The organism is Pseudomonas sp. PDM27 (assembly GCF_019219205.1).
In the GTDB taxonomy this organism is placed as follows: Bacteria; Pseudomonadota; Gammaproteobacteria; order Pseudomonadales; family Pseudomonadaceae; genus Aquipseudomonas; species Aquipseudomonas laurylsulfatiphila.
This window is the reverse complement of record NZ_JAHUWF010000004.1, coordinates 244,605-265,440: the sequence shown is the minus strand read 5'-3', so window position 1 is coordinate 265,440 and position 20,836 is coordinate 244,605. Positions and strand designations below refer to the sequence as shown.

At 59.6% G+C, this 20,836-nt stretch carries 21 protein-coding genes; 8 read left to right on the top strand and 13 right to left on the bottom strand.

The window, feature by feature from the left end; translation table 11 throughout:
- Positions 1–35 precede the first annotated feature (35 nt).
- Genes cyoE through cyoA form a run of 5 tightly spaced genes read right to left on the bottom strand, consistent with a single transcriptional unit; the run spans position 36 to position 4,882 of the window.
- On the bottom strand, positions 36–923 hold the full coding sequence (gene cyoE, locus KW838_RS11390) for a heme o synthase (protein ID WP_102701087.1): 888 nt from the start codon (positions 921–923) through the stop codon (positions 36–38).
- A gap of 11 nt (positions 924–934) precedes the next feature.
- On the bottom strand, positions 935–1,282 hold the full coding sequence (cyoD, locus tag KW838_RS11385) for a cytochrome o ubiquinol oxidase subunit IV (RefSeq protein ID WP_007970373.1): 348 nt from the start codon (positions 1,280–1,282) through the stop codon (positions 935–937).
- Positions 1,283–1,909, bottom strand: coding sequence for a cytochrome o ubiquinol oxidase subunit III (locus KW838_RS11380; RefSeq protein ID WP_102701088.1), 627 nt, complete (start codon positions 1,907–1,909; stop codon positions 1,283–1,285).
- A gap of 3 nt (positions 1,910–1,912) precedes the next feature.
- The gene (gene cyoB, locus KW838_RS11375) at positions 1,913–3,943 is read right to left on the bottom strand and encodes a cytochrome o ubiquinol oxidase subunit I (protein WP_218501111.1); all 2,031 of its coding nucleotides are present in this window, start codon (positions 3,941–3,943) and stop codon (positions 1,913–1,915) included.
- Positions 3,944–3,946: 3 nt separating this feature from the next.
- Complete coding sequence (gene cyoA / locus KW838_RS11370) at positions 3,947–4,882, bottom strand: ubiquinol oxidase subunit II (RefSeq protein WP_102701090.1); 936 nt, start codon at positions 4,880–4,882, stop codon at positions 3,947–3,949.
- 27 nt (positions 4,883–4,909) lie between these two features.
- On the opposite strand from cyoA, the gene KW838_RS11365 reads away from it, so the two are divergent.
- Positions 4,910–5,170: a hypothetical protein gene (locus KW838_RS11365; protein ID WP_007970369.1), complete on the top strand. Its 261-nt coding sequence runs from the start codon at positions 4,910–4,912 to the stop codon at positions 5,168–5,170.
- Positions 5,171–5,722: 552 nt separating this feature from the next.
- Here the strand turns inward: KW838_RS11365 and KW838_RS11360 are convergent.
- The gene (locus KW838_RS11360) at positions 5,723–6,232 is read right to left on the bottom strand and encodes a disulfide bond formation protein B (RefSeq protein WP_218501110.1); all 510 of its coding nucleotides are present in this window, start codon (positions 6,230–6,232) and stop codon (positions 5,723–5,725) included.
- A 203-nt stretch (positions 6,233–6,435) separates the two neighbouring features.
- Entirely contained in the window at positions 6,436–7,617 is a 1,182-nt protein-coding gene (gene hmpA / locus KW838_RS11355) for an NO-inducible flavohemoprotein (RefSeq protein WP_218501109.1), read from the bottom strand.
- 156 nt (positions 7,618–7,773) lie between these two features.
- Between hmpA and norR the strand changes: the two genes are divergently transcribed.
- From norR to KW838_RS11335, 4 genes are all read left to right on the top strand, one after another.
- Positions 7,774–9,324, top strand: a complete 1,551-nt coding sequence (gene norR, locus KW838_RS11350; protein ID WP_218501108.1) for a nitric oxide reductase transcriptional regulator NorR — start codon at positions 7,774–7,776, stop codon at positions 9,322–9,324.
- Between the two features lie 187 nt (positions 9,325–9,511).
- A complete protein-coding gene (locus KW838_RS11345) occupies positions 9,512–10,414 on the top strand; it encodes a chemotaxis protein CheV (protein ID WP_007970363.1) in 903 nt (300 codons plus the stop codon).
- Positions 10,415–10,441: 27 nt separating this feature from the next.
- Complete coding sequence (locus KW838_RS11340; protein WP_173900831.1) at positions 10,442–10,900, top strand: N-acetyltransferase; 459 nt, start codon at positions 10,442–10,444, stop codon at positions 10,898–10,900.
- A gap of 172 nt (positions 10,901–11,072) precedes the next feature.
- Positions 11,073–11,399 carry a hypothetical protein gene (locus tag KW838_RS11335; RefSeq protein WP_102701094.1) on the top strand — a complete coding sequence of 109 codons (327 nt, stop codon included), beginning with the start codon at positions 11,073–11,075 and terminating at the stop codon, positions 11,397–11,399.
- Between the two features lie 177 nt (positions 11,400–11,576).
- Here the strand turns inward: KW838_RS11335 and KW838_RS11330 are convergent, their stop codons facing one another.
- Positions 11,577–11,834, bottom strand: coding sequence for a hypothetical protein (locus tag KW838_RS11330; protein WP_102701095.1), 258 nt, complete (start codon positions 11,832–11,834; stop codon positions 11,577–11,579).
- A 199-nt stretch (positions 11,835–12,033) separates the two neighbouring features.
- Between KW838_RS11330 and KW838_RS11325 the strand changes: the two genes are divergently transcribed.
- On the top strand, positions 12,034–13,008 hold the full coding sequence (locus tag KW838_RS11325) for a D-glycerate dehydrogenase (protein WP_218501107.1): 975 nt from the start codon (positions 12,034–12,036) through the stop codon (positions 13,006–13,008).
- A gap of 176 nt (positions 13,009–13,184) precedes the next feature.
- A complete protein-coding gene (locus tag KW838_RS11320; protein WP_102701097.1) occupies positions 13,185–13,733 on the top strand; it encodes a DUF2165 domain-containing protein in 549 nt (182 codons plus the stop codon).
- Here the strand turns inward: KW838_RS11320 and KW838_RS11315 are convergent.
- Positions 13,725–14,627, bottom strand: coding sequence for a DMT family transporter (locus KW838_RS11315; RefSeq protein ID WP_218501106.1), 903 nt, complete (start codon positions 14,625–14,627; stop codon positions 13,725–13,727). The two genes, KW838_RS11320 and KW838_RS11315, sit on opposite strands and share 9 nt — an antisense overlap.
- Before the next feature lie 151 nt (positions 14,628–14,778).
- Here KW838_RS11315 and KW838_RS11310 point away from each other — a divergent pair, with 151 nt between their 5' ends.
- Positions 14,779–15,654: a helix-turn-helix domain-containing protein gene (locus KW838_RS11310; protein ID WP_218501105.1), complete on the top strand. Its 876-nt coding sequence runs from the start codon at positions 14,779–14,781 to the stop codon at positions 15,652–15,654.
- 95 nt (positions 15,655–15,749) lie between these two features.
- Here the strand turns inward: KW838_RS11310 and KW838_RS11305 are convergent, their stop codons facing one another.
- The 4 genes from KW838_RS11305 to KW838_RS11290 all read right to left on the bottom strand — a co-directional run bounded on the left by KW838_RS11305 (position 15,750) and on the right by KW838_RS11290 (position 20,636).
- Complete coding sequence (locus KW838_RS11305) at positions 15,750–18,179, bottom strand: TonB-dependent receptor (RefSeq protein ID WP_218501104.1); 2,430 nt, start codon at positions 18,177–18,179, stop codon at positions 15,750–15,752.
- A gap of 240 nt (positions 18,180–18,419) precedes the next feature.
- On the bottom strand, positions 18,420–19,409 hold the full coding sequence (locus KW838_RS11300; RefSeq protein WP_218501103.1) for a FecR family protein: 990 nt from the start codon (positions 19,407–19,409) through the stop codon (positions 18,420–18,422).
- The gene (locus tag KW838_RS11295; RefSeq protein ID WP_218501102.1) at positions 19,406–19,978 is read right to left on the bottom strand and encodes an RNA polymerase sigma factor; all 573 of its coding nucleotides are present in this window, start codon (positions 19,976–19,978) and stop codon (positions 19,406–19,408) included. Before KW838_RS11295 ends, KW838_RS11300 begins: the two co-directional genes overlap by 4 nt.
- Positions 19,979–20,228: 250 nt before the next feature.
- Positions 20,229–20,636: an HPF/RaiA family ribosome-associated protein gene (locus KW838_RS11290; protein ID WP_218501101.1), complete on the bottom strand. Its 408-nt coding sequence runs from the start codon at positions 20,634–20,636 to the stop codon at positions 20,229–20,231.
- Between the last annotated feature and the right edge of the window lie 200 nt (positions 20,637–20,836).

The following is a 20,836-nucleotide window of genomic DNA, read 5'->3' as shown; positions in this document are numbered from 1 at the left end:
TCGAAGGCGGGGCTTTTCGTTACAGCATCTAAACCTTAAGGCGCGTACGTCAGCAGCAACTCGGTCGGCACTTTGAAGTCCAGGGACATCATCACGCTCAACGCGGTAATGGTGAAGATCGAGAACACGAACAGCTTGCGTGCCCAGACCGTGTCATCCACTGCCTTGTAGCCGGTCCAGGCCATGTACAGCCAGTACATGCCCATGGCCGCGGCGACGGCGAGGTAGCTCATGCCGGCGTAGCCACTGAAGGTCAGCATCAAGGTCGCCACGAGGAAGGCCAGGATGTAGATCAGGATGTGCTTCTTGGCCACTTCGATCCCGCGTTTCACTGGCAGCACCGGAATCGATGCGGCCAGGTAATCGTTGAAGCGGAAGATCGCGATGGCATAGGAATGCGGCATCTGCCACAGGCTGAACATCACCAGCAGGGTCAGCGCAGCCATGTCGAAGGTGTTGCTCACCGCGACGTAGCCGATCACCGGCGGCATGGCGCCCGACAGGCTGCCCACTAGCGTGCCGTGAACCGACTTGCGCTTGAGGTACAGGCTGTAGAAGCCGACGTAGATCACGAAGCCGATGACGGCGAACAGTGCAGCCAACGGGTTGGCCACCTTGTACAACAGGGCAACGCCGGCGACACCCAGGACGGTCGCATAGATCAGGGCCAGTTTCAGGGAGATCAAGCCCTGGACCAGCACGCGGTTCTTGGTGCGCTCCATCTTGATGTCGATGTCGCGGTCGATGCAGTTGTTGAACACGCAACCGGAGGCAACCACCAGGGACGTGCCGATCATGGCGGCCAGGAAGATGGCCAGATCGACATGCCCTTTGGAGGCCAGGAAAAATCCGCCTGCCACAGAAAGCACGTTACCGAAAATGATCCCCGGTTTGGTGATTTGGATAAAGTGCTTAAGGGACATGCGGATCTACCTCACTTCGCCATCATGAACGTGTGGATGCTGAACATGATCCACAGCGACAAGCCAACCAGCAGGACAATCACGATCGCGGCGAAGACAAACGCAATCACGTTGTTACGCTGCGCGGCCGAACGGTCCAGGTGCAGGAAGTACACCAGGTGCACCAGCACCTGGATGACGGCGAACGCGACGACGATCATCAGGGTGATCGACTTCGGCAGCGTCGGGTACATCACCAGACCGAACGGGATCAGGGTCAGGATCACCGACAGGATGAAGCCGATGGCGTAGGACTTGACGCTGCCGTGACCGGCATCGTGGCTGTCATGGCCATTGTGGGAATGAGCTGCGTTAGCCATTTACATAGTCCCCATCAGATAAACAACGGTGAATACGCAGATCCACACGACGTCCAGGAAGTGCCAGAACAGGCTCAGGCAGCTCAGACGGGTCTTGTTGGTCGCCGTCAGGCCGTTTTTCTGCACCTGATACATCATGATCGCCATCCAGATCAGACCGCTGGTCACGTGCAGACCGTGGGTGCCGACCAGGGTGAAGAACCCGGACAGGAAGCCGGAACGGCTAGGGCCGTAGCCTTCGGAGATCAGTACGTGGAACTCGTTGATCTCCATGCCGATGAAGCCGGCACCGAACAGGAAGGTCATGGCCAGCCAGCCCAGGACCTGCTTCTTGTTGCCACGGAAGAACGCCAGCATGGCGAAGCCGTAGGTGATCGAACTGAACAGCAGCAGAGCGGTTTCGCCCAGTACGTATGGCAGTTCGAAGATGTCGTGGCCCGACGGGCCACCCGCTACGTTGTTAACCAGTACCGCGTACGCCGCGAAGATCGACGCAAACAGAATGCAGTCGGTCATCAGGTAGAGCCAGAAACCGTATACGGTCATCTCGCCCGAGTCGTGGTGATGGTCATCATGCCCATGTCCATCGACATGGGTGTGTCCAGCATTGGTCACTAAGTTCGACATGGTTTAAGCCTGTTCCAACGAGGTTTCAACACGGGTGGCGGTGGCCGGGATTTTCCCTGCCGCAACCAGACGCTTGTGCTGCTCGGCTTCGATGCGCTCGATCACGTCGACCGGCACCATATAGCCTTGATCATCACGGGCCGCGTGGATCACGAAGTAGATCACGGTGCCAGCCAGGCTCGCGATTGCCAGCCACCAGATGTGCCAGATCATCGCGAAACCGAACACGGTCAGCAGCGCGCCCATCACCACACCGGTCGCGGTGTTGTTTGGCATGTGGATCGGCTGGTACTTGGCCGGAACCTTGTACGCGGTGCCGTTTTCCTTGGCTTCGGTGAACGGGTCGACAACGTCGGCTTTAGGCAGCACAGCGAAGTTGTAGAACGGAGGTGGCGACGAGGTCGACCATTCCAGGGTGTGTGCATTCCACGGGTCGCCGTGTTCGCACATGTTTTCCGGCTTGTTGCGGTCACGCACGCTGACGTACAGCTGGATCAGCTGGCAAGCGATACCCACGGCGATCATCACCGCACCGAACATGGCGACGTACAGGTACGGCACCCACTCAGGGTTGGTGGTGGCGTTCAGACGACGGGTCATGCCCATGAAGCCCAGTGCATAGAGCGGCATGAACGCGACGAAGAAGCCCGAGATCCAGAACCAGAATGCAGCCTTGCCCCAGCCTTCGTGCAGCTTGAAGCCGAACGCTTTAGGGAAGTAGAACGCGAAACCTGCGATGTAACCGAATACCGCACCGCCGATGATCACGTTGTGGAAGTGCGCGATCACGAACAGGCTGTTGTGCAGAACGAAGTCGGCACCCGGGATGGCCAGCAGTACGCCGGTCATGCCGCCGATGGCGAAGGTCACCATGAAGCCCAGGGTCCACAGCACCTGGCTGGTGAAACGCAGACGGCCCTGGTAGATGGTGAACAGCCAGTTGAACAGCTTCACACCCGTCGGGATGGAAATCAGCATCGTCGCCAGACCGAAGAAGGCGTTGACGCTGGCACCCGAACCCATGGTGAAGAAGTGGTGCAGCCAAACCATGAAGCCCAGGATCGAGATCGCGCCCGATGCGTAGATCATCGAGTGGTGGCCGAACAGTTTCTTGCCGGTGAAGGTCGAGATGACTTCGGAGAAGATACCGAACGCTGGCAGGATCAGGATGTACACCTCAGGGTGACCCCAGGCCCAGAACAGGTTCACGTACATCATCGGATTGCCACCAAGTTCATTGGTGAAAATGTGGAAATCCATGTAACGGTCAAGCGTCAGCAGCGCCAGGGTAGCGGTCAGGATCGGGAACGAAGCCACGATCAGGACGTTGGCCCAGGTGCAGGTCCAGGTGAAGATCGGCATGTCCATCAGCTTCATGCCAGGGGTACGCATTTTCAGCACGGTGGCCAGGAAGTTGACCCCCGTCAGTGTCGTACCCAGGCCCGATAGCTGTAGCGCCCAGATGTAGTAGTCCATCCCCACGCCAGGGCTGTATTGCAGGCCCGACAGCGGCGGATAGGCAACCCAGCCGGTCTTGGCGAATTCGCCGACGCCCAGGGACAGGTTGATCAGCACCACGCCGGAAACCAGCAGCCAGAAGCTCAGGGAGTTCAGGAACGGGAAGGCAACGTCACGCGCGCCGATCTGCAGCGGCACTGCAAGGTTCATCAGGCCGGTGAAGAATGGCATCGCCATGAAGATGATCATGATCACACCGTGAGCGGTGAAGATCTGGTCATAGTGTTCAGGTGGCAGGTAGCCAGGCGAACCCTCGGTGGCCATGGCCAGCTGGGTACGCATCATGATGGCGTCGGCAAAGCCGCGCAGCAGCATGACCATGGCGACGATGATGTACATCACGCCGATTTTCTTGTGGTCGACCGACGTCAGCCACTCGGTCCACAGGTAAGTCCACTTCTTGAAGTAGGTGATTGCAGCGAACAACGCCAGACCACCGAGCGCGATCATGGAGATGGTCACCATGACGATCGGCTCGTGGAACGGGATCGCTTCCCAACTTAATTTACCAAACATCGTTTACTCCTCTGCCCCGGCAGCTGAATGCGAGTTCATGTCCGTAGCGGCCACTTCTTTCTCTTTCTTCTCGTGGTGCACCTTAGGACCCGGTTTCATGCCTTCGTACTTGTCGACGATGGTCTGGAACAGGTTCGGCGTCACCGAGGAGTAGAGCTCGACTGGGTTGTTCTGGCTCTGCTTGGAAAGGGCTGCGTATTCAGCTTGTTCAAGCTGTTTAGGTGCCTTTTTGACTTCACTTACCCAGGCGTCGAAATCTTCCTGGGAAGTTGCGATCGCTTTGAATTTCATGCCGGTGAAACCAGCGCCGCTGTAGTTGGCGGAGATACCGTCCATTTCAGCGTTTTCGTTGGCGATCAGGTGCAGCTTGGTCTGCATGCCCGCCATCGCGTAGATCTGGCCACCCAGCGCAGGGATGAAGAACGAGTTCATCACGGCGTCAGAGGTAATGCGGAAGTTGATCGGGGTGTGCGCCGGGAACACGATCTTGTTGACCGTGGCGATGCCTTGTTCCGGGTAGATGAACAGCCACTTCCAGTCCAGCGCGACCACTTCGATGGTCACCGGCTTGACGTCCGATTCCAGCGGCTTGTACGGGTCCAGAGCGTGGGTCGACTTGTAGGTGACGTACCCCAGGGCAATGATGATCAGCACTGGAACGGCCCACACCGCGATCTCGATCTTGGTGGAGTGGTTCCATTTCGGGGTGTAGGTGGCGCTGGTGTTGGACGCGCGGTATTTCCAGGCGAACAGGAAGGTCATGACGATGACCGGAACCACGACCAACAGCATCAGCAGCGTTGCGGTGATGATCAGGTTTCGCTCGTCCAGACCGACCTGGCCCTTGGGATTGAGCAAGGTCATGTTGCAGCCTGACAGCAACAACGTGCCGATCAGCGGCAATAAGCCTAGTAGTCTGGGGTACCTGTTTTTACTCATCTCACGACCTCTAAAGCAGCTTGCGCAATGCAGTTGGGTTTTGATCGCCAACACTTCACCCTGCCAAGGGTTGGCATTTTTCTTGGATTGAATAAGGGCATGCCCGTCGTGCGTCAGACGCTGTACGACAAATCCCGGGCCTGCGGTGAGTTCTTATTCGAATTCGTGGTCAAAGGCCTTGTTACAGACCAATTCCATTTGGTGCGGGTAGTTGGAGGCTCCGACACCTGGGCATCGCATGAAGCCACCAGACCTCTCGACACCCTGTTCCTGCTCACACCTGGTTAAGATTTGAGCAGCGTCGGGAATTCAGTGCGGGCGATTGTAGATATGTAGCGTTTTATAAACCATGTCTCATCCCGAAATAATTTTTATCCGAACCGGCAACAATCATTCACCATTTTCGCAAAAGTGGCGCATCTTATCGAAATTGATTCTCAACAAAAACACCAAAATAAGTAGGTCTTCCACCCGCAGTTCAGACAGTATCGGGGGCCTCCCTGCTGCCCTTTACCGTGCCAAAGGCCCGATATGACGGGGGCTCTGGCCAATCGTAAGCCCCTGTTAAAACTGCCTGTTCGGGTCCGGGACGGAAAAAACCGGGAGCCTGCAAAACAGCCCAATTTCGTTACGATTCCATGTGCCAATCCAGCTTCCATGAACGCCCTGCGACGCTGACTCTGTGACAACATGTCGCACATGTGTCGCACCCTTGGCTGCCCCACATCAGGGTCTTTTTACCAGGCCTTCGGAATGCGCTCCCCAACACAAAAGAAGCCCCGCTCCTCTGTGCAAGGAACGGGGCTTTTTTTGTCCGACAATGCGTGGCGACCGATGACCTCAGCGCTGCGCTTTGCGGTTACGCGACGTCAACAGCGGGACCAGTACCACGATCAATACGAAAGCCACCAGCGCCCACTGCGCCAGCGACAAACCGAGGATCGGCGGGTATGGCGTGGAGCAGAAACCATCGACCTGGAAACCCAGTGGGAAGATCTTCGCCAGCGGCAAGTCATCGACAATCGGTTGCAGCACATCGATGCCACAGCTGACCGCCGGATAGAACTGCGTATAGACGTGATGCCCGGCAACGCCTGCACCTGCCAGCGCGCAGATCACCACCAGGGTTTCGAACACCGTGATGCTGCGACGGTTGCGCATGGCCGCGCCGATGAAGGCGAAGATCGCGATCAGCAGCAACGCATAACGTTGCAGGATGCACAGCGGGCAAGGCGCCTCGCCCAGGACAATTTGCATGTACAGCGCGCCGCCGATCAACGCCAGGCAAATGATGCCCAACAACACCAGGTAGCGCCGCTCACGCCCCAACCGCATGGATTCATCGCTCATCGCGTTTCCCTTCAAGATTCGAGTGCCCGCCAGTCTACACGCTGGCCCGGACCTTTGAGAGTCTGGAGCATGTCCGGGGGATTCGGGGGAAATAGACGACAAAGCGGTTAAGGAGGGATTAACTTTTAAAAGATCGCAGCCTCCGGCAGCTCCTACATCGGAATGGATTGCATCCTGTAGGAGCTGCCGAAGGCTGCGATCTTTTACTCCAGCGCCGCTGCCGGCCCGAAGAACTCATAGCGGCTTTGCTTCTCCGGCACACCCAGTGCCTTGAGATGGCGCTTGATGGATGCCATGAAACCTTTCGGCCCCAGGAAGTAAACATCCAGGTCACGCTGCTCCGGCAGCCATGCATTCAACTGCTGCTGGCTCAACAAACCGACCTTGTGCGCCGCCGGGCTCACGCCGTCGTCCTCGGAATAGCAGTAGAAGCGCTTGAGTTGCGGGTGACGCTCGGCCAGGCCGTCGATCCAGTCGCGGAAGGCATGCACGCTGCCGTTGCGCGCGCAGTGGATGAAATGCACCGGCCGCCGGGTTTCCAGCGCCGCTTCGAGCATCGCCAGGGTCGGGGTGATGCCGACGCCGCCGCTGATCAGCACCAATGGTTTGTCGCTGGCAGTCAGGGTGAACTCGCCCGATGGCGGGAACAGCTGGATGCTGGCGCCGACATGCATCTGGTCATGCAGGTAGTTGGACGCGCGACCACCGGCTTCACGCTTGACGCTGATGCGGTACTGGCCTTTGTTCGCCAGCGCCGACAGCGAGTAGTTACGACGGATCTCTTCACCGTCGAGGATCAGTTTCATGCCGATGTACTGGCCGGGTTCTGCCTCGAGGATCGGGCCTTTGTCCGCCGGTTCGAAGTAGAACGAAGTGATCTCGGCGCTCTCCTGGACCTTGCCTGCCACGATGAATTCCCGCGCCCCGCGCCAGCCGCCGTGGGCCTGTTCTTTTTGGTCATATACGCTGGCTTCGGCACCGATCAGGATGTCCGCCAGTTGGCCGTAGGCCGCGCCCCAGGCCGCGATCACTTCAGGGGTGGCGATCTCTTCGCCCAGTACTTCGGCGATCGCCCGCAGCAGGCAGCTGCCGACAATCGGATAGTGCTCAGGCAGGATCTGCAGGGCCACGTGCTTGTTGATGATCTTGGCCACCAGGTCGCCCAACTGGTCGAGCTGGTCGATATGGCGCGCGTACATCAATACGCCGTTGGCCAAGGCTCGCGGCTGGTCACCGCTGGCCTGGTGGGCCTGGTTGAACAGCGGGCGGACTTGCGGGTATTCGGAGAGCATCATGCGGTAGAAGTGCGTGATCAGCGCCTCACCACCGCTTTCGAGCAGCGGTACGGTGGATTTGACGATGGCACGGTCTTGAGCGCTCAGCATAAGGTGACTCCTGGTCTTCTTGGGTTGCTAACGGATTACCCTATGCGTATCAGCTTTCGTGCCAACTATTTAATCGTTAAAAATCAATTAGTTAATAACTTAATAGTCATTTAGACACTGCCTGCTTTATAGTCATACCGACTACACGGAGTCACTATGACTGCAAAACCACTGCTCACCGCCTTGCTGCCCCTGGTTTCCGACCTGTCCCGCGAACTGCCCGAGGGCGAGCGTTATCGCCGCCTGCTGGAGGCCATGCGCGCCCTGCTCCCGTGCGATGCCGCCGCCCTGCTGCGCCTCGATGGCGAATGGCTGGTGCCGCTGGCCGTCGACGGCTTGAGTACCGACACCCTCGGTCGGCGCTTCAAGGTCAGTGAGCACCCGCGTTTCGCAGCGCTGCTCGGCAGCCCCGGCCCGACCCGTTTCGCTGCCGACAGCGACTTGCCTGATCCCTATGACGGTCTGGTCGATGGCCTGGATGATCATCTGGAAGTCCACGACTGCATGGGTTGCCCCTTGTTCATCGATGAGCGCCCCTGGGGCCTGCTGACCCTCGATGCCCTCGATCCGGAGCGCTTCGAACCGATCGAACTGGATGCCCTGCAAGCTTTCGCCAGCCTGGCCGCCGCCACGGTCAACGCCGCCGAACGCATCGAGCGGTTGAACAACCGGGTCGAAGATGAGCATCAGCGCGCCGAGGTCTACCGCCAGGCGAGCGGCCAGCAAAATCGCGAGATGATTGGCCAAAGCAAGGCCCACAAGCGTCTGGTCGAAGAAATCAGCCTGGTCGGCGGCAGCGACCTGACCGTGCTGATCACTGGCGAAACCGGGGTCGGCAAGGAGTTGGTGGCCCAGGCCATCCATGCCGCCTCGCCCCGCGCCGACAAACCGATCATCAGCCTCAACTGCGCCGCGTTGCCCGACACCTTGGTGGAAAGCGAGTTGTTCGGCCATGTCCGCGGCGCCTTTACCGGGGCGATGAACGACCGCCGTGGCAAGTTCGAGCTGGCCAATGGCGGCACGCTGTTTCTCGATGAGGTCGGTGAGCTGTCGTTGACGGTGCAGGCCAAGCTGTTGCGGGTGCTGCAGAGCGGTCAGCTGCAGCGATTGGGCTCGGACCAGGAGCATCAGGTCGACGTGCGCCTGATCGCAGCGACCAACCGTGACCTCGCCGAGGAAGTGCGCAGCGGTCGTTACCGTGCCGACTTCTACCATCGCCTCAGCGTTTATCCGCTGCTGGTGCCGGCCCTGCGCGATCGCGGGCGCGATGTGCTGCTGCTCAGCGGTTACTTCCTCGAGCAGAACCGTTCGCGCATGGGCCTCAACAGCCTGCGCCTGAGCAGCGACGCCCAGGCCGCGCTATTGGCCTATGACTGGCCCGGCAATGTGCGCGAGCTTGAACATTTGATCGGCCGCAGCGCCTTGAAAGCCCTGGGTAATTGCAAGGAACGGCCGAAGATTCTCAGCCTGAGCGCCGCCGACCTGGACTTGCCCAACGCCAGCGTTGAAACCGCTGCCGAGCAGCCTGTCGCCACCGTCACCCAAGCGCCGACCGGCGATTTGCGTGAGGCCACCGAGCGTTATCAGCGTCAAATGATCGGTGCCTGCCTGGAACGGCACAACAACAACTGGGCAAGCGCGGCCCGTGAGCTAGGCTTGGATCGGGCGAACCTGGGGCGAATGGCCAAAAGGCTCGGCATGAAGTGATGGCCCCTTCGCGAGCAGGCTCGCTCCCACAAAGGCAGCGACAATCCCTGTGGGAGCGAGCCTGCTCGCGAAGGCGGCCTGACATTCAACGGAAATGCTAAAGCCTGCCCCCGACAAGTCGATAACCCGGCATCGAAGTCATGGCGATCCCGGGATTGCCCGTCACCTTTTTCCAGAGAAGGTTCATATGTCCTCCACCAAAGCCCGCGCAGACTCACTTTCGCTTCTGCTGTTTACCCTGCGCAGCGGCAAGCTGATGGCGATCAACCTGCTCAAGGTCAGTGAGATCATTCCCTGCCCGCCGCTGACCCGGCTGCCGGAGTCACACCCCCACGTCAAAGGCATCGCCACCCTGCGCGGTGCATCGCTGTCGGTGATCGACCTCAGCCGCGCCATTGGCGAGCGTCCGCTGGAAGACCCGAACGGCGGCTGCCTGATCGTCACGGATGTCAGCCGCTCCAAGCAGGGCCTGCACGTGCAGGCCGTGAGCAAGATCGTCCATTGCCTGACCACCGACATCCGCCCGCCGCCCTTCGGCTCCGGTGGTTTGCGCGCCTACATCACCGGCGTGACGTCAGTCGATGGCACCCTGGTGCAGGTACTGGACATCGAAAAAGTCATCCACGGCATCGCCCCGGCACAAATCGAAATGGCGCCGACCGAACTGAGCATGGAAGACGCCGAACTGCTCGGCAACGCGCGCATCCTGGTGGTCGACGACAGCCAGGTCGCCTTGCAGCAATCGGTGCACACCTTGCGAAACCTTGGTCTGCAATGCCATACGGCCCGCAGCGCCAAGGAAGCCATTGACTGCCTGCTGGACCTGCAAGGCACCGCGCAGCAGATCAACCTGATCGTCTCGGACATCGAAATGTCCGAGATGGACGGCTACGCCTTCACCCGCACCCTGCGGGAAACCCCGGACTTCGCGCATCTATATGTCTTGCTGCACACGTCGCTGGACAGTGCGATGAACGCCGAGAAAGCCCGACTGGCGGGGGCGAACGCGGTGCTCACCAAGTTCTCTTCGCCGGAGTTGACCCAGTGCCTGATCACTGCGGCCAAGGCTGTCGCTGAACAGGGTTACTGAGCCTTGGCCGAGGACTTTTGCTGGCTGATGCGGCGCGACCTCACTGAAGTCGTGCCGTCACCCGATTGGCCAGCCGGCCTGCAACTGAGCGAATACCATCCCGAAATCGGCGCAGCCGTGCACCGGTTGATGGAATTCGGTTACCTCGAAGGTGGCGGTCGCGTGGCAGCGCTGGACATGTGGCAATGGCAGTTTGAAAACGACCCGGAATATGACCCGGCGCTGTGCTTCATCGCCCGGGATGCCGAAGGCATTGTTGGCGTGTGCCAGTGCTGGACCAGCGCCTACATCAAGAACCTGGTGGTGCACCCGCGATTCCAGGGCCGGGGCTTGGGGCGTGCCTTGTTGTTGCAGGCGTTCAAGGTGTTCCAGCAACGGCGCGAAGGATGTGTGGACTTGAAGGTGCTGGAAGACAACCACCGGGCGCGGCGATTGTATGAAAGTGTCGGGATGCGTGCCGTTCGCCGGGAGCCGGTTCCAGACTGATACGCCGCAATCGCGAGCAAGCTCGCTCCTACAGGTTACCCGTCGTACGCACAATCTGTGGCCACACTCGGTCACTGTGGGAGCGAGCCTGCTCGCGATGAGGCCCACATAATCTGCGCCAAATCTTCAGGCATACTCACCTTTCGGCCACTGCCCCAAGGACGCCTGAACCATGAAAGCAGCCACCCTGACTATTCTCTGCCTCACCGCCCTCGCCTCTCAGGCCCACGCCTCCAGCCCCGATGCCTGGGCCGCCTACGACAAGGCCGTACTTGCCAGTTGCACCAAGGCCAGCGGCCTGAAAGACACCAAACCCGTGGGCAACGCCGCGCAGTTCGATGACCGGGTTGGCTATACCGCGCTCCTGCTCCAGGGCCAGTACCCGCAAAAGCACATGAAAGGTGCACAAGGCACCGAGCTGTGCCTCTACAACAAAAAGAGCAAAACCGCGTACGTCACCGAATGGGACTCCATCCGCCCGACCGCCAAGGCCAATTGAGTGGCGCACATTTCGTTGCGGGCAGTTTGATCAAAAACTTGGGCTACCGGCAATGGCCCCATCGCGAGCAGGCTCGCTCCCAAAAGGGATCTTCAGTGAACATGGAATTTGTGTACGACACAGATTCACTGTGGGAGCGAGCCTGCTCGCGATGACGGCAGGCCAGGCACTGGAATTTCAGCGCTTGCCCATCGACCGGCGAGTCCCCGGCGGCGCCATGCCCGGCGTCTTGGTGTGGCCGTTCTTGGCGCCGTTCTTGTACCACGGCTGGTTCGAGCCCTTGGCTGCCGCCAGTTCGCCCGGCTTGAACGGGAACTTGAATGCCGGGATTTCGGCTTTGGTTTCGCTGTCGGCGCTGGAGTCGACGCTGTCTGGCAGCTCTGCCTGCACGTCGCTCTGGGTGTCGGCGACCGGCGGTTGTTTCGGGGAAGTCATGAAAGCTCCGGGTGATGCATGAATTGTCGGGCCCGGTGAGTGAGCCGCGAAAGAGGGCAGTATAACGGAACGGCAGCGACAAGCTTCAAGCGACAAGCTTCAAGTTAAAAGCGATGAGGTCGACTTTTAAACTTGCAGCTTGCCGCGTGAAACTTGTAGCTTGCTAAGCATTCTTCACCGCCCGACGAGCCCGCCTCTCATGAAAAAGACTGTCCTGGCCTTCAGCCGCGTCACTCCGGCAATGGTCGAACGCCTGCAACAGGATTTCGACGTCATCGTGCCGAATCCGAAAAACGGCGATATCAACGCCCAGTTCAACGAAGCCCTGCCCCATGCCCACGGCCTGATCGGCGTTGGTCGCAAACTCGGCCGCGCCCAATTGGAAAACGCCGCCAGCCTGGAAGTGGTGTCCAGCGTCTCGGTGGGCTACGACAACTATGACCTGGCCTACTTCAACGAACGCGGAATCATGCTGACCAACACGCCGGATGTGCTCACCGAAAGCACCGCCGACCTGGCGTTCGCGCTGTTGATGAGCAGCGCGCGTCGCGTTGCTGAACTGGATGCCTGGACCAAGGCCGGGCAATGGCAGGCCACTGTCGGTGCGCCGTTGTTCGGTTGCGATGTGCATGGCAAGACCCTGGGCATCGTCGGCATGGGCAATATCGGTGCGGCCATCGCCCGACGTGGTCGCCTGGGGTTCAACATGCCGGTCATCTACAGCGGCAACAGTCGCAAGACCGGGCTGGAACAGGAACTCGGCGCGCAGTTTCGCAGCCTCGATCAGTTGCTGGCCGAAGCTGATTTCGTCTGCCTGGTGGTACCGCTCAGCGAAAAAACCAGGCACCTGATCAGCCATCGCGAACTGGCGCTGATGAAGCCGAGTGCGATACTGGTGAACATCTCCCGTGGCCCGGTGGTGGATGAACCGGCGCTGATCGAAGCGCTGCAAAACAAGCGCATTCGTGGTGCCGGGCTGGACGTGTACGAAAAAGAACCGCTGGCCGAGTCACCACTGTTCCAGCTGAACAACGCCGTGACCTTGCCGCACATCGGCTCGGCCACCCATGAGACCCGCGATGCCATGGCCAACCGTGCCCTGGCCAACTTGCGCAGCGCCCTGTTGGGGGAGCGCCCGCAGGACCTGGTAAACCCGCAAGTCTGGAAGGGCTGACGCAAAACGGGCAGGTGATACAAGCGCCTGCCCTTTGCCTTCAGAAGTTCGATTAAAACAAACTTGAATTCAACTAATACACACTTTGCAATTCAGCACATCACCCAGCAATAGAACCATCCGCTAAGATCCGTTACTTAAAAGGAAACCTTCCTTGATAATAACGGAGAAAAGTCTTGAACTCACTCAACACCGACCAGATCATTAGAATCAGCAAAGCCTCGATTGTGCTATTTATCAGCTTTTTCGGGTTATTGACGACTTACAACAATTTCGCCGATTACTCCACAAACTACGAATACCTCGCACATATACTGAGCATGGACACGACCCTGAATCAACTCAAGTACAGTAATAGAGCCATCACATCGCCCATGCTTCATCATCGGATCTTTTGGTTGCTCATCACACTTGAAATCATGTTTACACTCCTCTGCACAATAGGAGCCTACTATCTTTACAAAAACATAAACACCAGCAAGGAAGCGTTCCACGAAGCAAAAAAATTTGCAGTTATCGGGTTACTGATTGCTATATTTATATATTACGTTTGTTTTCAGGCCATCGGTATCGAATGGTTCAATATGGACGAATCAAAAAAATGGAACTACAGGGACTGGGGTCGGCAAGCCGTTGACTTCATAATGTTATCCCTGATCTATATTGTACTGCCGATCGAGAGCGGAGAGCCGCCACTCTCGCCCGCCTCTGCTGAATCACGCTAACTTGCCAGTTCCCTGCATCAACGGCACTTTGGGTTTACGAAATACCAGTACGTTGCCCGACATCACCAACACCAGCCCCAACAGTGCCGGCACCGTCCACTGATAACCCTCGGCGAACGCCGACACGTTGAGCGCCACCACCGGAAACAACACTGTGCAGTACGCCGCCCGCTCAGGCCCCATGCGGCCGACCAGTGTGAGGTAGGCAGTGAAACCGATGACCGACCCGGGAATCACCAGGTACAACAGTGAGCCGATGTAACGCGCGCTCATTTCAATGTCGAAGGGAATGCCTTTGACCAGGCACCACACCGAGAGCATCGCCGCCCCGTAGGCCATGCCCCAGGCATTGGTGGTCAGCGGCTTGAGACCGGCCTTCTGTTGCAGGCTTGAAAGCATGTTGCCCGCCGAGAAACACAAGGTGCCGCACAAAGCCAGACCAAGGCCGAGCAAGGTTTCCGGGCTGGCGGTATGCCCGGCCAGTTCCGGCCAGAACAACAGGCCCAGCCCAAGCAGGCCCAACGCACCGCCCATCAGCACGTTGCGGGCGATTCTTTGGCCGAAGAACACTCGCGCGTTGAGGGCGTTCCACAGGGTGGCGGTGGAAAACACGACGGCCACCAGACCGCTGGGGATCCACTGGCTCGCGGTGAGGAAACACATGAAGTTGACGCAGAACAGGCACAGGCCCTGAGCCAGGCAAATCAAATGCCCGCGACGGTTCATCACTTGCAGGCGCCGACTGAGCAGCAGGATCACGAACAGCACCAGCGCGGCGAGGCCGAAGCGATAGACGATCGACACGGGAATCGCCACCACGCCCAGTTGCCATTTCAAGGCAATCCAGGTGGTGCCCCAGATCAGCACGGTCAGCAGGTACAAAGAAAGGTTCATGGCAAAGGCTCCTCGATAGGCGCCCAGTGTCCGGCGTCACGCCTTGGGGTACTTGCATAAACTTGCGCTTTTGTCTGGCGACAGGCTGGCAGGCGCACGTCTACGGAGTAGGATGCAGGGCGTTGGATGCTGGTGTTAGAGAGCAACGATCATGGCTGCACTGGATACCCTACAAGTCTTTCAAGCCCTCAACAGCTCGCCGAATGCTCGTCTGGAGCACAGCGCCGAGCTGGGTGACGGCATGTCTGCCGCCTTGTGGAGCAATCACCACGACGCCCGGGAATACGAGGCGCCCAGCCACCACACGTTGTCCTGTTACATAGCTGGCGGCACCGGCACCTTCCGTCGCGGTCAGCCCGGCAACAAGGGCGGCCCGGACAAACTGTGCATCCTGCCGGCCGACCACCAGTCAGGCTGGGTGATCAACGGCGACATCCGTCTTGCACACCTGTATTTCAGCCCCGAACAATTTGCCCTCGGCTGCGTCACCCTGCTTGATCGCGAGCCACGGGAAATGCAGCTGCGCGAGCAGACCTTTCTCGATGACCCGCAGCAGGCGCTGCGCTTTCGGCAGTTGATCCGCTTGAACTGGGACGAGCCGGGCGAGCGCCTGCTGACCAGCAGCCTGGCCCACGAACTGCTCAGCCATGCCCTGCTCAGCCAGGTCAACGCCCGACAAGGCCTGCGCCTTAAAGGTGGATTGGCCGCGCATCAGCGCCGGCATCTGGTGGAGTACATCGACAGCCATCTGGACCAGGCCATCAGCCTGGGTCAATTGGCGGCTTTGTGCGCGTTGTCGGAGTACCACTTCGCGCGGATGTTCCGCGAAAGCTTCGGCTTGCCGCCCCACCAGTACCTGCTGGCGCGACGCCTGAACCGGGCGCGGGAATTGCTGCGCACGACCTCGCAACCACTGGGGGAGATTGCGCTGGCTTGCGGCTTCTCCAGTGCCAGCCACTTCACCAACCGCTTTCGCCAGGCATTGGGCGCAACACCCGGCGAGTATCGACAGGCGTTTTTGCGCTAGAGCATTGCGATCCCCCTGTAGGAGCTGCCGCAGGCTGCGATCTTTTAACCCGCTACGGCAAGATCAAAAGATCGCAGCCTTCGGCAGCTCCTACATTAAAACTCCAGGGTGCTGGACAACGTCACCTGCCGCGAATCCCCCATGGAAACAAAGAACCGGCTCGCCGCCGAGGTGTAGTAGGTGCGGTCGAACAGGTTCTTCACGTTGAGCTGCAACTTGACCCTCTGCCCGTCGACCTGGGTGTCGTAGGTGGCAAACGCGTCGGCCACGGTGTAGCTCGGCAGGTCGAAATCGTTCACCGCGTTGCCCGCGCGCTCCCCCACATAACGCGCCCCGGCGCCGACCCGCAGTTGATCAGCGCCAATAACGCTGCCGAAATCATAAACCGCCGACAACGAGCCGCTGTTCTTCGCCACGTTTTGCAGTTGAGTACCCTTGTAAACCGGGTCTTCGGTGACTTCGGCATCGGTGTAGGCGTAGCTGCCGATCATGCTCCAGCGATCGGTGAGCTGCCCGCTCAAGTCCACTTCCAGGCCACGGGAACGCACTTCGCCGGCGGCGCTGTAGATCGTGGTCGGGCCTTCGGCGTTGGCCACCAGCACATTGCGCTTCTTGATGTCGAACAACGCGATGTTGCCGGTGACGCGGCCCGGCAGATCAAGCTTGGCCCCCAACTCCCAGGCCTTGGCTTCTTCCGGCGCGATGCCGCCGTCAAGCACGGTACTGCTGCCGCTCAACGGTGCGATGGTCGAGTTGGGTTTGAACGATTCTGTGTAGCTGCCGTAGAACGACAAGGCATCGGTGTACTTGTACACAAGCCCCGCGCGCGGCACCCATTTCTGCCCGTTGCTGTCGGTGTTGGCGTGGAACGGCACGCCTTTGCCGGCGTACTGGTCGTACATCTGGAAACGCGCGCCGGCCACCAGAATCCATTGCTCGTTGAGGTGGATGAAATCCTGCAGGAAGGCCGAATCGCTGCGCAGCTCATCGGTCTGCGCACTGTCGGGAGCGCTGACGGTGGTGCCCGCTACTTCCTGGCCATAGATCGGGTTCACGTAGCTGAAGTTGGTACGGCTTTTCTGGCGGATCAGGTCTTCGCGATAGATCTTGCGGTATTCGTCGTCGATGCCGAACAGCAGGTCGTGCTGCAGGCCGAGCACATTCACGTTGCCTTCGAGGCTGGCGGTGGTGAATCGGTCGGTGCTGATCGCGTTCTGCGTGCCGTCCATGCTGCGGGTCAGGGTGCCCTTCCTGGTGTCGATGGCGGTCACGCGCACCTGGCTGGCGTCGTAGGTTTCGCGGTTCCAGCTGTAGCCGAAATGGGCTTTCCAGTTGTCATTGAGTTCGTGATCAGCCTCGAAATGATAGAGATCCGAACGCCCTTCCATGTTGTTGAACGGCTCGTCGAGACGCTCGTTGCGCGAGATGTCCAGCGGGTGGTTGGTCCGTGGGTCGATCAGCGTGCCGCGGTCGAACGGCGTGAGGAATTCGCGGTGCTCATAGGCGAACAGCAGCTTGGTGCTTTCGCCGTACCAGGCCAGCGACGGCGCAATCAGGCTTTCGCGATGCACGCCGAAGTTGCGCCAGTAATCTTCGTCTTCGTAGTCCAGCACCATGCGGTAGGCCAGCCCGGAATCGCCGAGGGCGCCGGTGCTGTCGAGCGTGCCGCCGCTGCCGTTCTTGCCATCGTCATAGCTCGAACCGCGCGCGGTCAGCGCGTTGTACTGCTCAAGTTCAGGCTTCTTGCTGACCATGTTGACCACACCGCCCGGATCCTGGATGCCATAGAGCAACGAGGCCGGGCCCTTGAGCACTTCGACCCGGTCCACGCTGGCGTTGAGGCCGCGGCCCTGCACGATCGGCATGCCGTCGCGCATGATCGAGCCATTACGGTTGTCGCCAAAACCGCGAACCATCACCGAGTCCTGGGTGCTGCCCAGGGTATTGGCCTGGGTGATACCGCTGACGTTGGCCAGGGCGTCATCGAGATAGCGCGGCGCCTGGTCGCGGATCACCTGGGCCGGGACGACATTGATGGTCTGCGGGATGTCCTGAATCGGGGCCGAAGAGCGCATCACCGAAGAGGTCGGTGGTGGCTGGTAGCTCATGGACTCATCCATCACCGAGGTGATGGTGGTCGCGCCCAGGTTCAACGCACCTTCAGTCGGCCGCGGCTCCAGCGCCATGGTATGGCCGTCGGTGCGGCGGAACGTCAATCCCGAGCCGGTGAGCAGACGTTGCAAAGCCTGTTCGGCGCTCATCTGGCCATTGACCGCCGGCGCATTGAGGCCGTACGGCGCTTCATCGGTGTAGACGACGCTGATGCCGGTTACCCGGCTGAAATCACTCAGGGCCTGGGGCAGCGGTTTGGCGGCCAGCGAGAAACTGAACTGCGCTAGCGGCTGACTGCTGCCTGACTCTGCGGCCAGCGCCAGGCCAAGCGGCCACAACGCCGATGCCGAAAAGCTCAACGCAGACACACCCAACCATTGTTTGACCGAACCCGATTTTGCCCTGGACTTCATGACTCATGACCTGTGTAGAACCGCAACGGATGCGAATGACTCGCAGTTTCAGTCACTACACGGATGGCGCTGGGGTTTACCTCATCACAATTTGACAATATTTTTACTCAGGGTGATGCAGTGTTTGAACTGGCCCCTTCGCGGGCAAGCCCGCTCCCACAGGGTTCTATGTTGTCCCCCAATGTGGTGGTCGACTCAAAACCTGTGGGAGCGGGCTTGCCCGCGAAGAGGGCGCCAGCTTCAACGCAAAATAATCAGATGCCCCAACACCTGATGCTGCTCAAACCCCAACACCCCCTGCAACGAACTCAACACCGCCTGCGGGTTCCTGCTCGGGAAGCTGCCACTGACCCGGCGTGCCGCCAGTTCATCGTTGAGCAACACGATCCGTCCCGGGTAATAGCGCCCCAGATCTCGCACCACATCGGCCAGCGTCGCCTTGTAGTAATTCAGCCAGCCCTGGCGCCAGGCCAACTGCGCCTCGCTGTCCACCGCGTGGAGCATTTGCGCCGAGCCCTCGCCGTAGGCGACTTGCTGGCCGGCGGTGAGAATTTGCTGTTCGGCGTCCTGGTCCGCCGTCACCCCGACTCGCCCGGACAGCACCGTGACCTGCGCCCCCCGAGGCTGCAAACGGACTTCAAACTGCGTACCCAGCACCCGTGCCTGGCCTTTCTCGGCGTCCACCACAAACGGCTCACCGGTGTGAGTAACGCTGAAAAACCCGGCGCCGCGACGCAGTTGCACATGCCGCTCGCCGCGACTGAAATCCACGGCGATGGCACTGTCGGCATCCAGTGTCACCTGCGACTGATCGGCCAAGGTGACGGTGCGGATTTCCCCCGGTGCCGAGACGAAGTCCGCACCCAGGTCATCGATCCAGCGCGAGGGCTGCCAGCCTGTACCGAGACTGACCATCAACAGCAGACACGCCGCCATCGCCAGCGCACCGGACCAACGCCCGACCGTGCTGCGCCGAGGCTTGTCCATGGCGTTGAGATACCTCTGCAAGGCCAGGGCCTCTTCATCGGCGAGCATGCGCGCCGGTCCTTCGCTCAGCTCCCACAAGACCTGCGCCCGGGCATAGGCCTCGGCATGGGCGGGATCGGCCTGCAACCAATGACTGAAAGTCGCCTGATCAGCACTGCTGGGCTGGTCATGCAACAGTCTCAGCCAGGCCAGCGCTTGCTGTTCCTGAGCGGGCGTCGGGGTGACGCGTTCGAAGTGGTTCACGGTGCTTTCCCTGGCGTACGCGGTTCGGGTTCCCGAAGGCTGGCCTTGCAGGCTTCGAGGGCGCGCATCATATGTTTTTCCACGGCACTTTGGGACAAGCCCATGGCCTTGGCGATCTCGGCGTATTTACGGCCGTGAATGCGATTGAGCAGAAATATCTGCCGCGTGCGCTGCGGTAACGCGCGCAATGCGGTTTCGACGTGGCGCAGATCGTTGCCCGCCTCCAGCGCCGCTTGCGGTCCGCTGCCATGGCTGTCCGGTGATTCCACCAGCATGCCTTCGCTGGCCCGCACCCGTGTGCCTTCACTGCGCAAATGATCGATGGCGATGTTGCCGGCGCAGCGCAACAGATAGGTACTGAGTTCCTCGACTTGCACCAGCGGCCGCCGCCAGAACCGCAGGAACAAGTCCTGAACCAGATCCGCCGCCGTCGCCCTGCAACCGACACGCCGACTCACCAGCGCTTCCATTTGCGAACGCTGGGAGAGAAAGACCTGGAGAAAATGTGCACGGTCGCCGCGCGGTTGATCACGCTCGGTATCGTGGGGGTCGGGTGGGAGAGTCATCATCGTTCATGTTTCGACCTGAAAACCGGGGAGGCCACGACAGCGTCAGGGGGCCGGCAAGGCCGCAATATTAATGATAAATATTCTCATATGCAAAAAGATCGGGTGCAGCCTCTATCTCGCCCGTTGGCTCATCGCCAACCTGGCTGCCCACAGCCCATGCCAATGACCATGGCGTCCAAAAGCCACCGAAACAAAAACGGGCCTGCAATGCAGGCCCGTTCTCATGGGAAGGTAAAAAGTGAATCAGGTGTCAGCCGTTAAGCGCCGCCTGTTCGTTTTCCAGAAACTCTTCTTCCAGCAGCTGGTCGGCATGGGTGCCACTCTCGATGGGCACCACATTCGCTCGTTTGCCGCGTAATTTGCCGAACATATGCTCCAGCGCATGTTCAAGTTTGGTGGCTGCTCCGTCTATCGCCTGCTCCATGGTGGAGGCTTTATGGGTGACGGAAACCGGTTGATGGCCTTTTGGCCGCGCCTCCAGCTGGCAGCGCATGTCGTGGGGACCCGGCTTGTCGCCGTTCTCGTCCCGCAGGTGAACCTCGACGCGTGTCAGGTCCTCTTCGTAGCGTTCGAGCGTGCTCTCAATGGTCGTACGTACCCACTCCTCCAGTCGTTTACTGCCTTGAATATGGTTATCGCTATTGACTTGGATTTGCATAGTTCATCCCTTATTTCAGCTAGCTCGCGAGAGGCCGGTCAGCTAAGCCCTTGGGCGTCATCACCGTGACCTCTTGGTTACACAATCGGTCTGTACGCTGAACAATTCAACCCCTAAAAAAAGATAAATATTCAATCGCAAAAAAAGCCGGACAACCGGTAAAAGCGCTGTTAAGGTCGGGAGTTGGGTCGCCCTGCTCT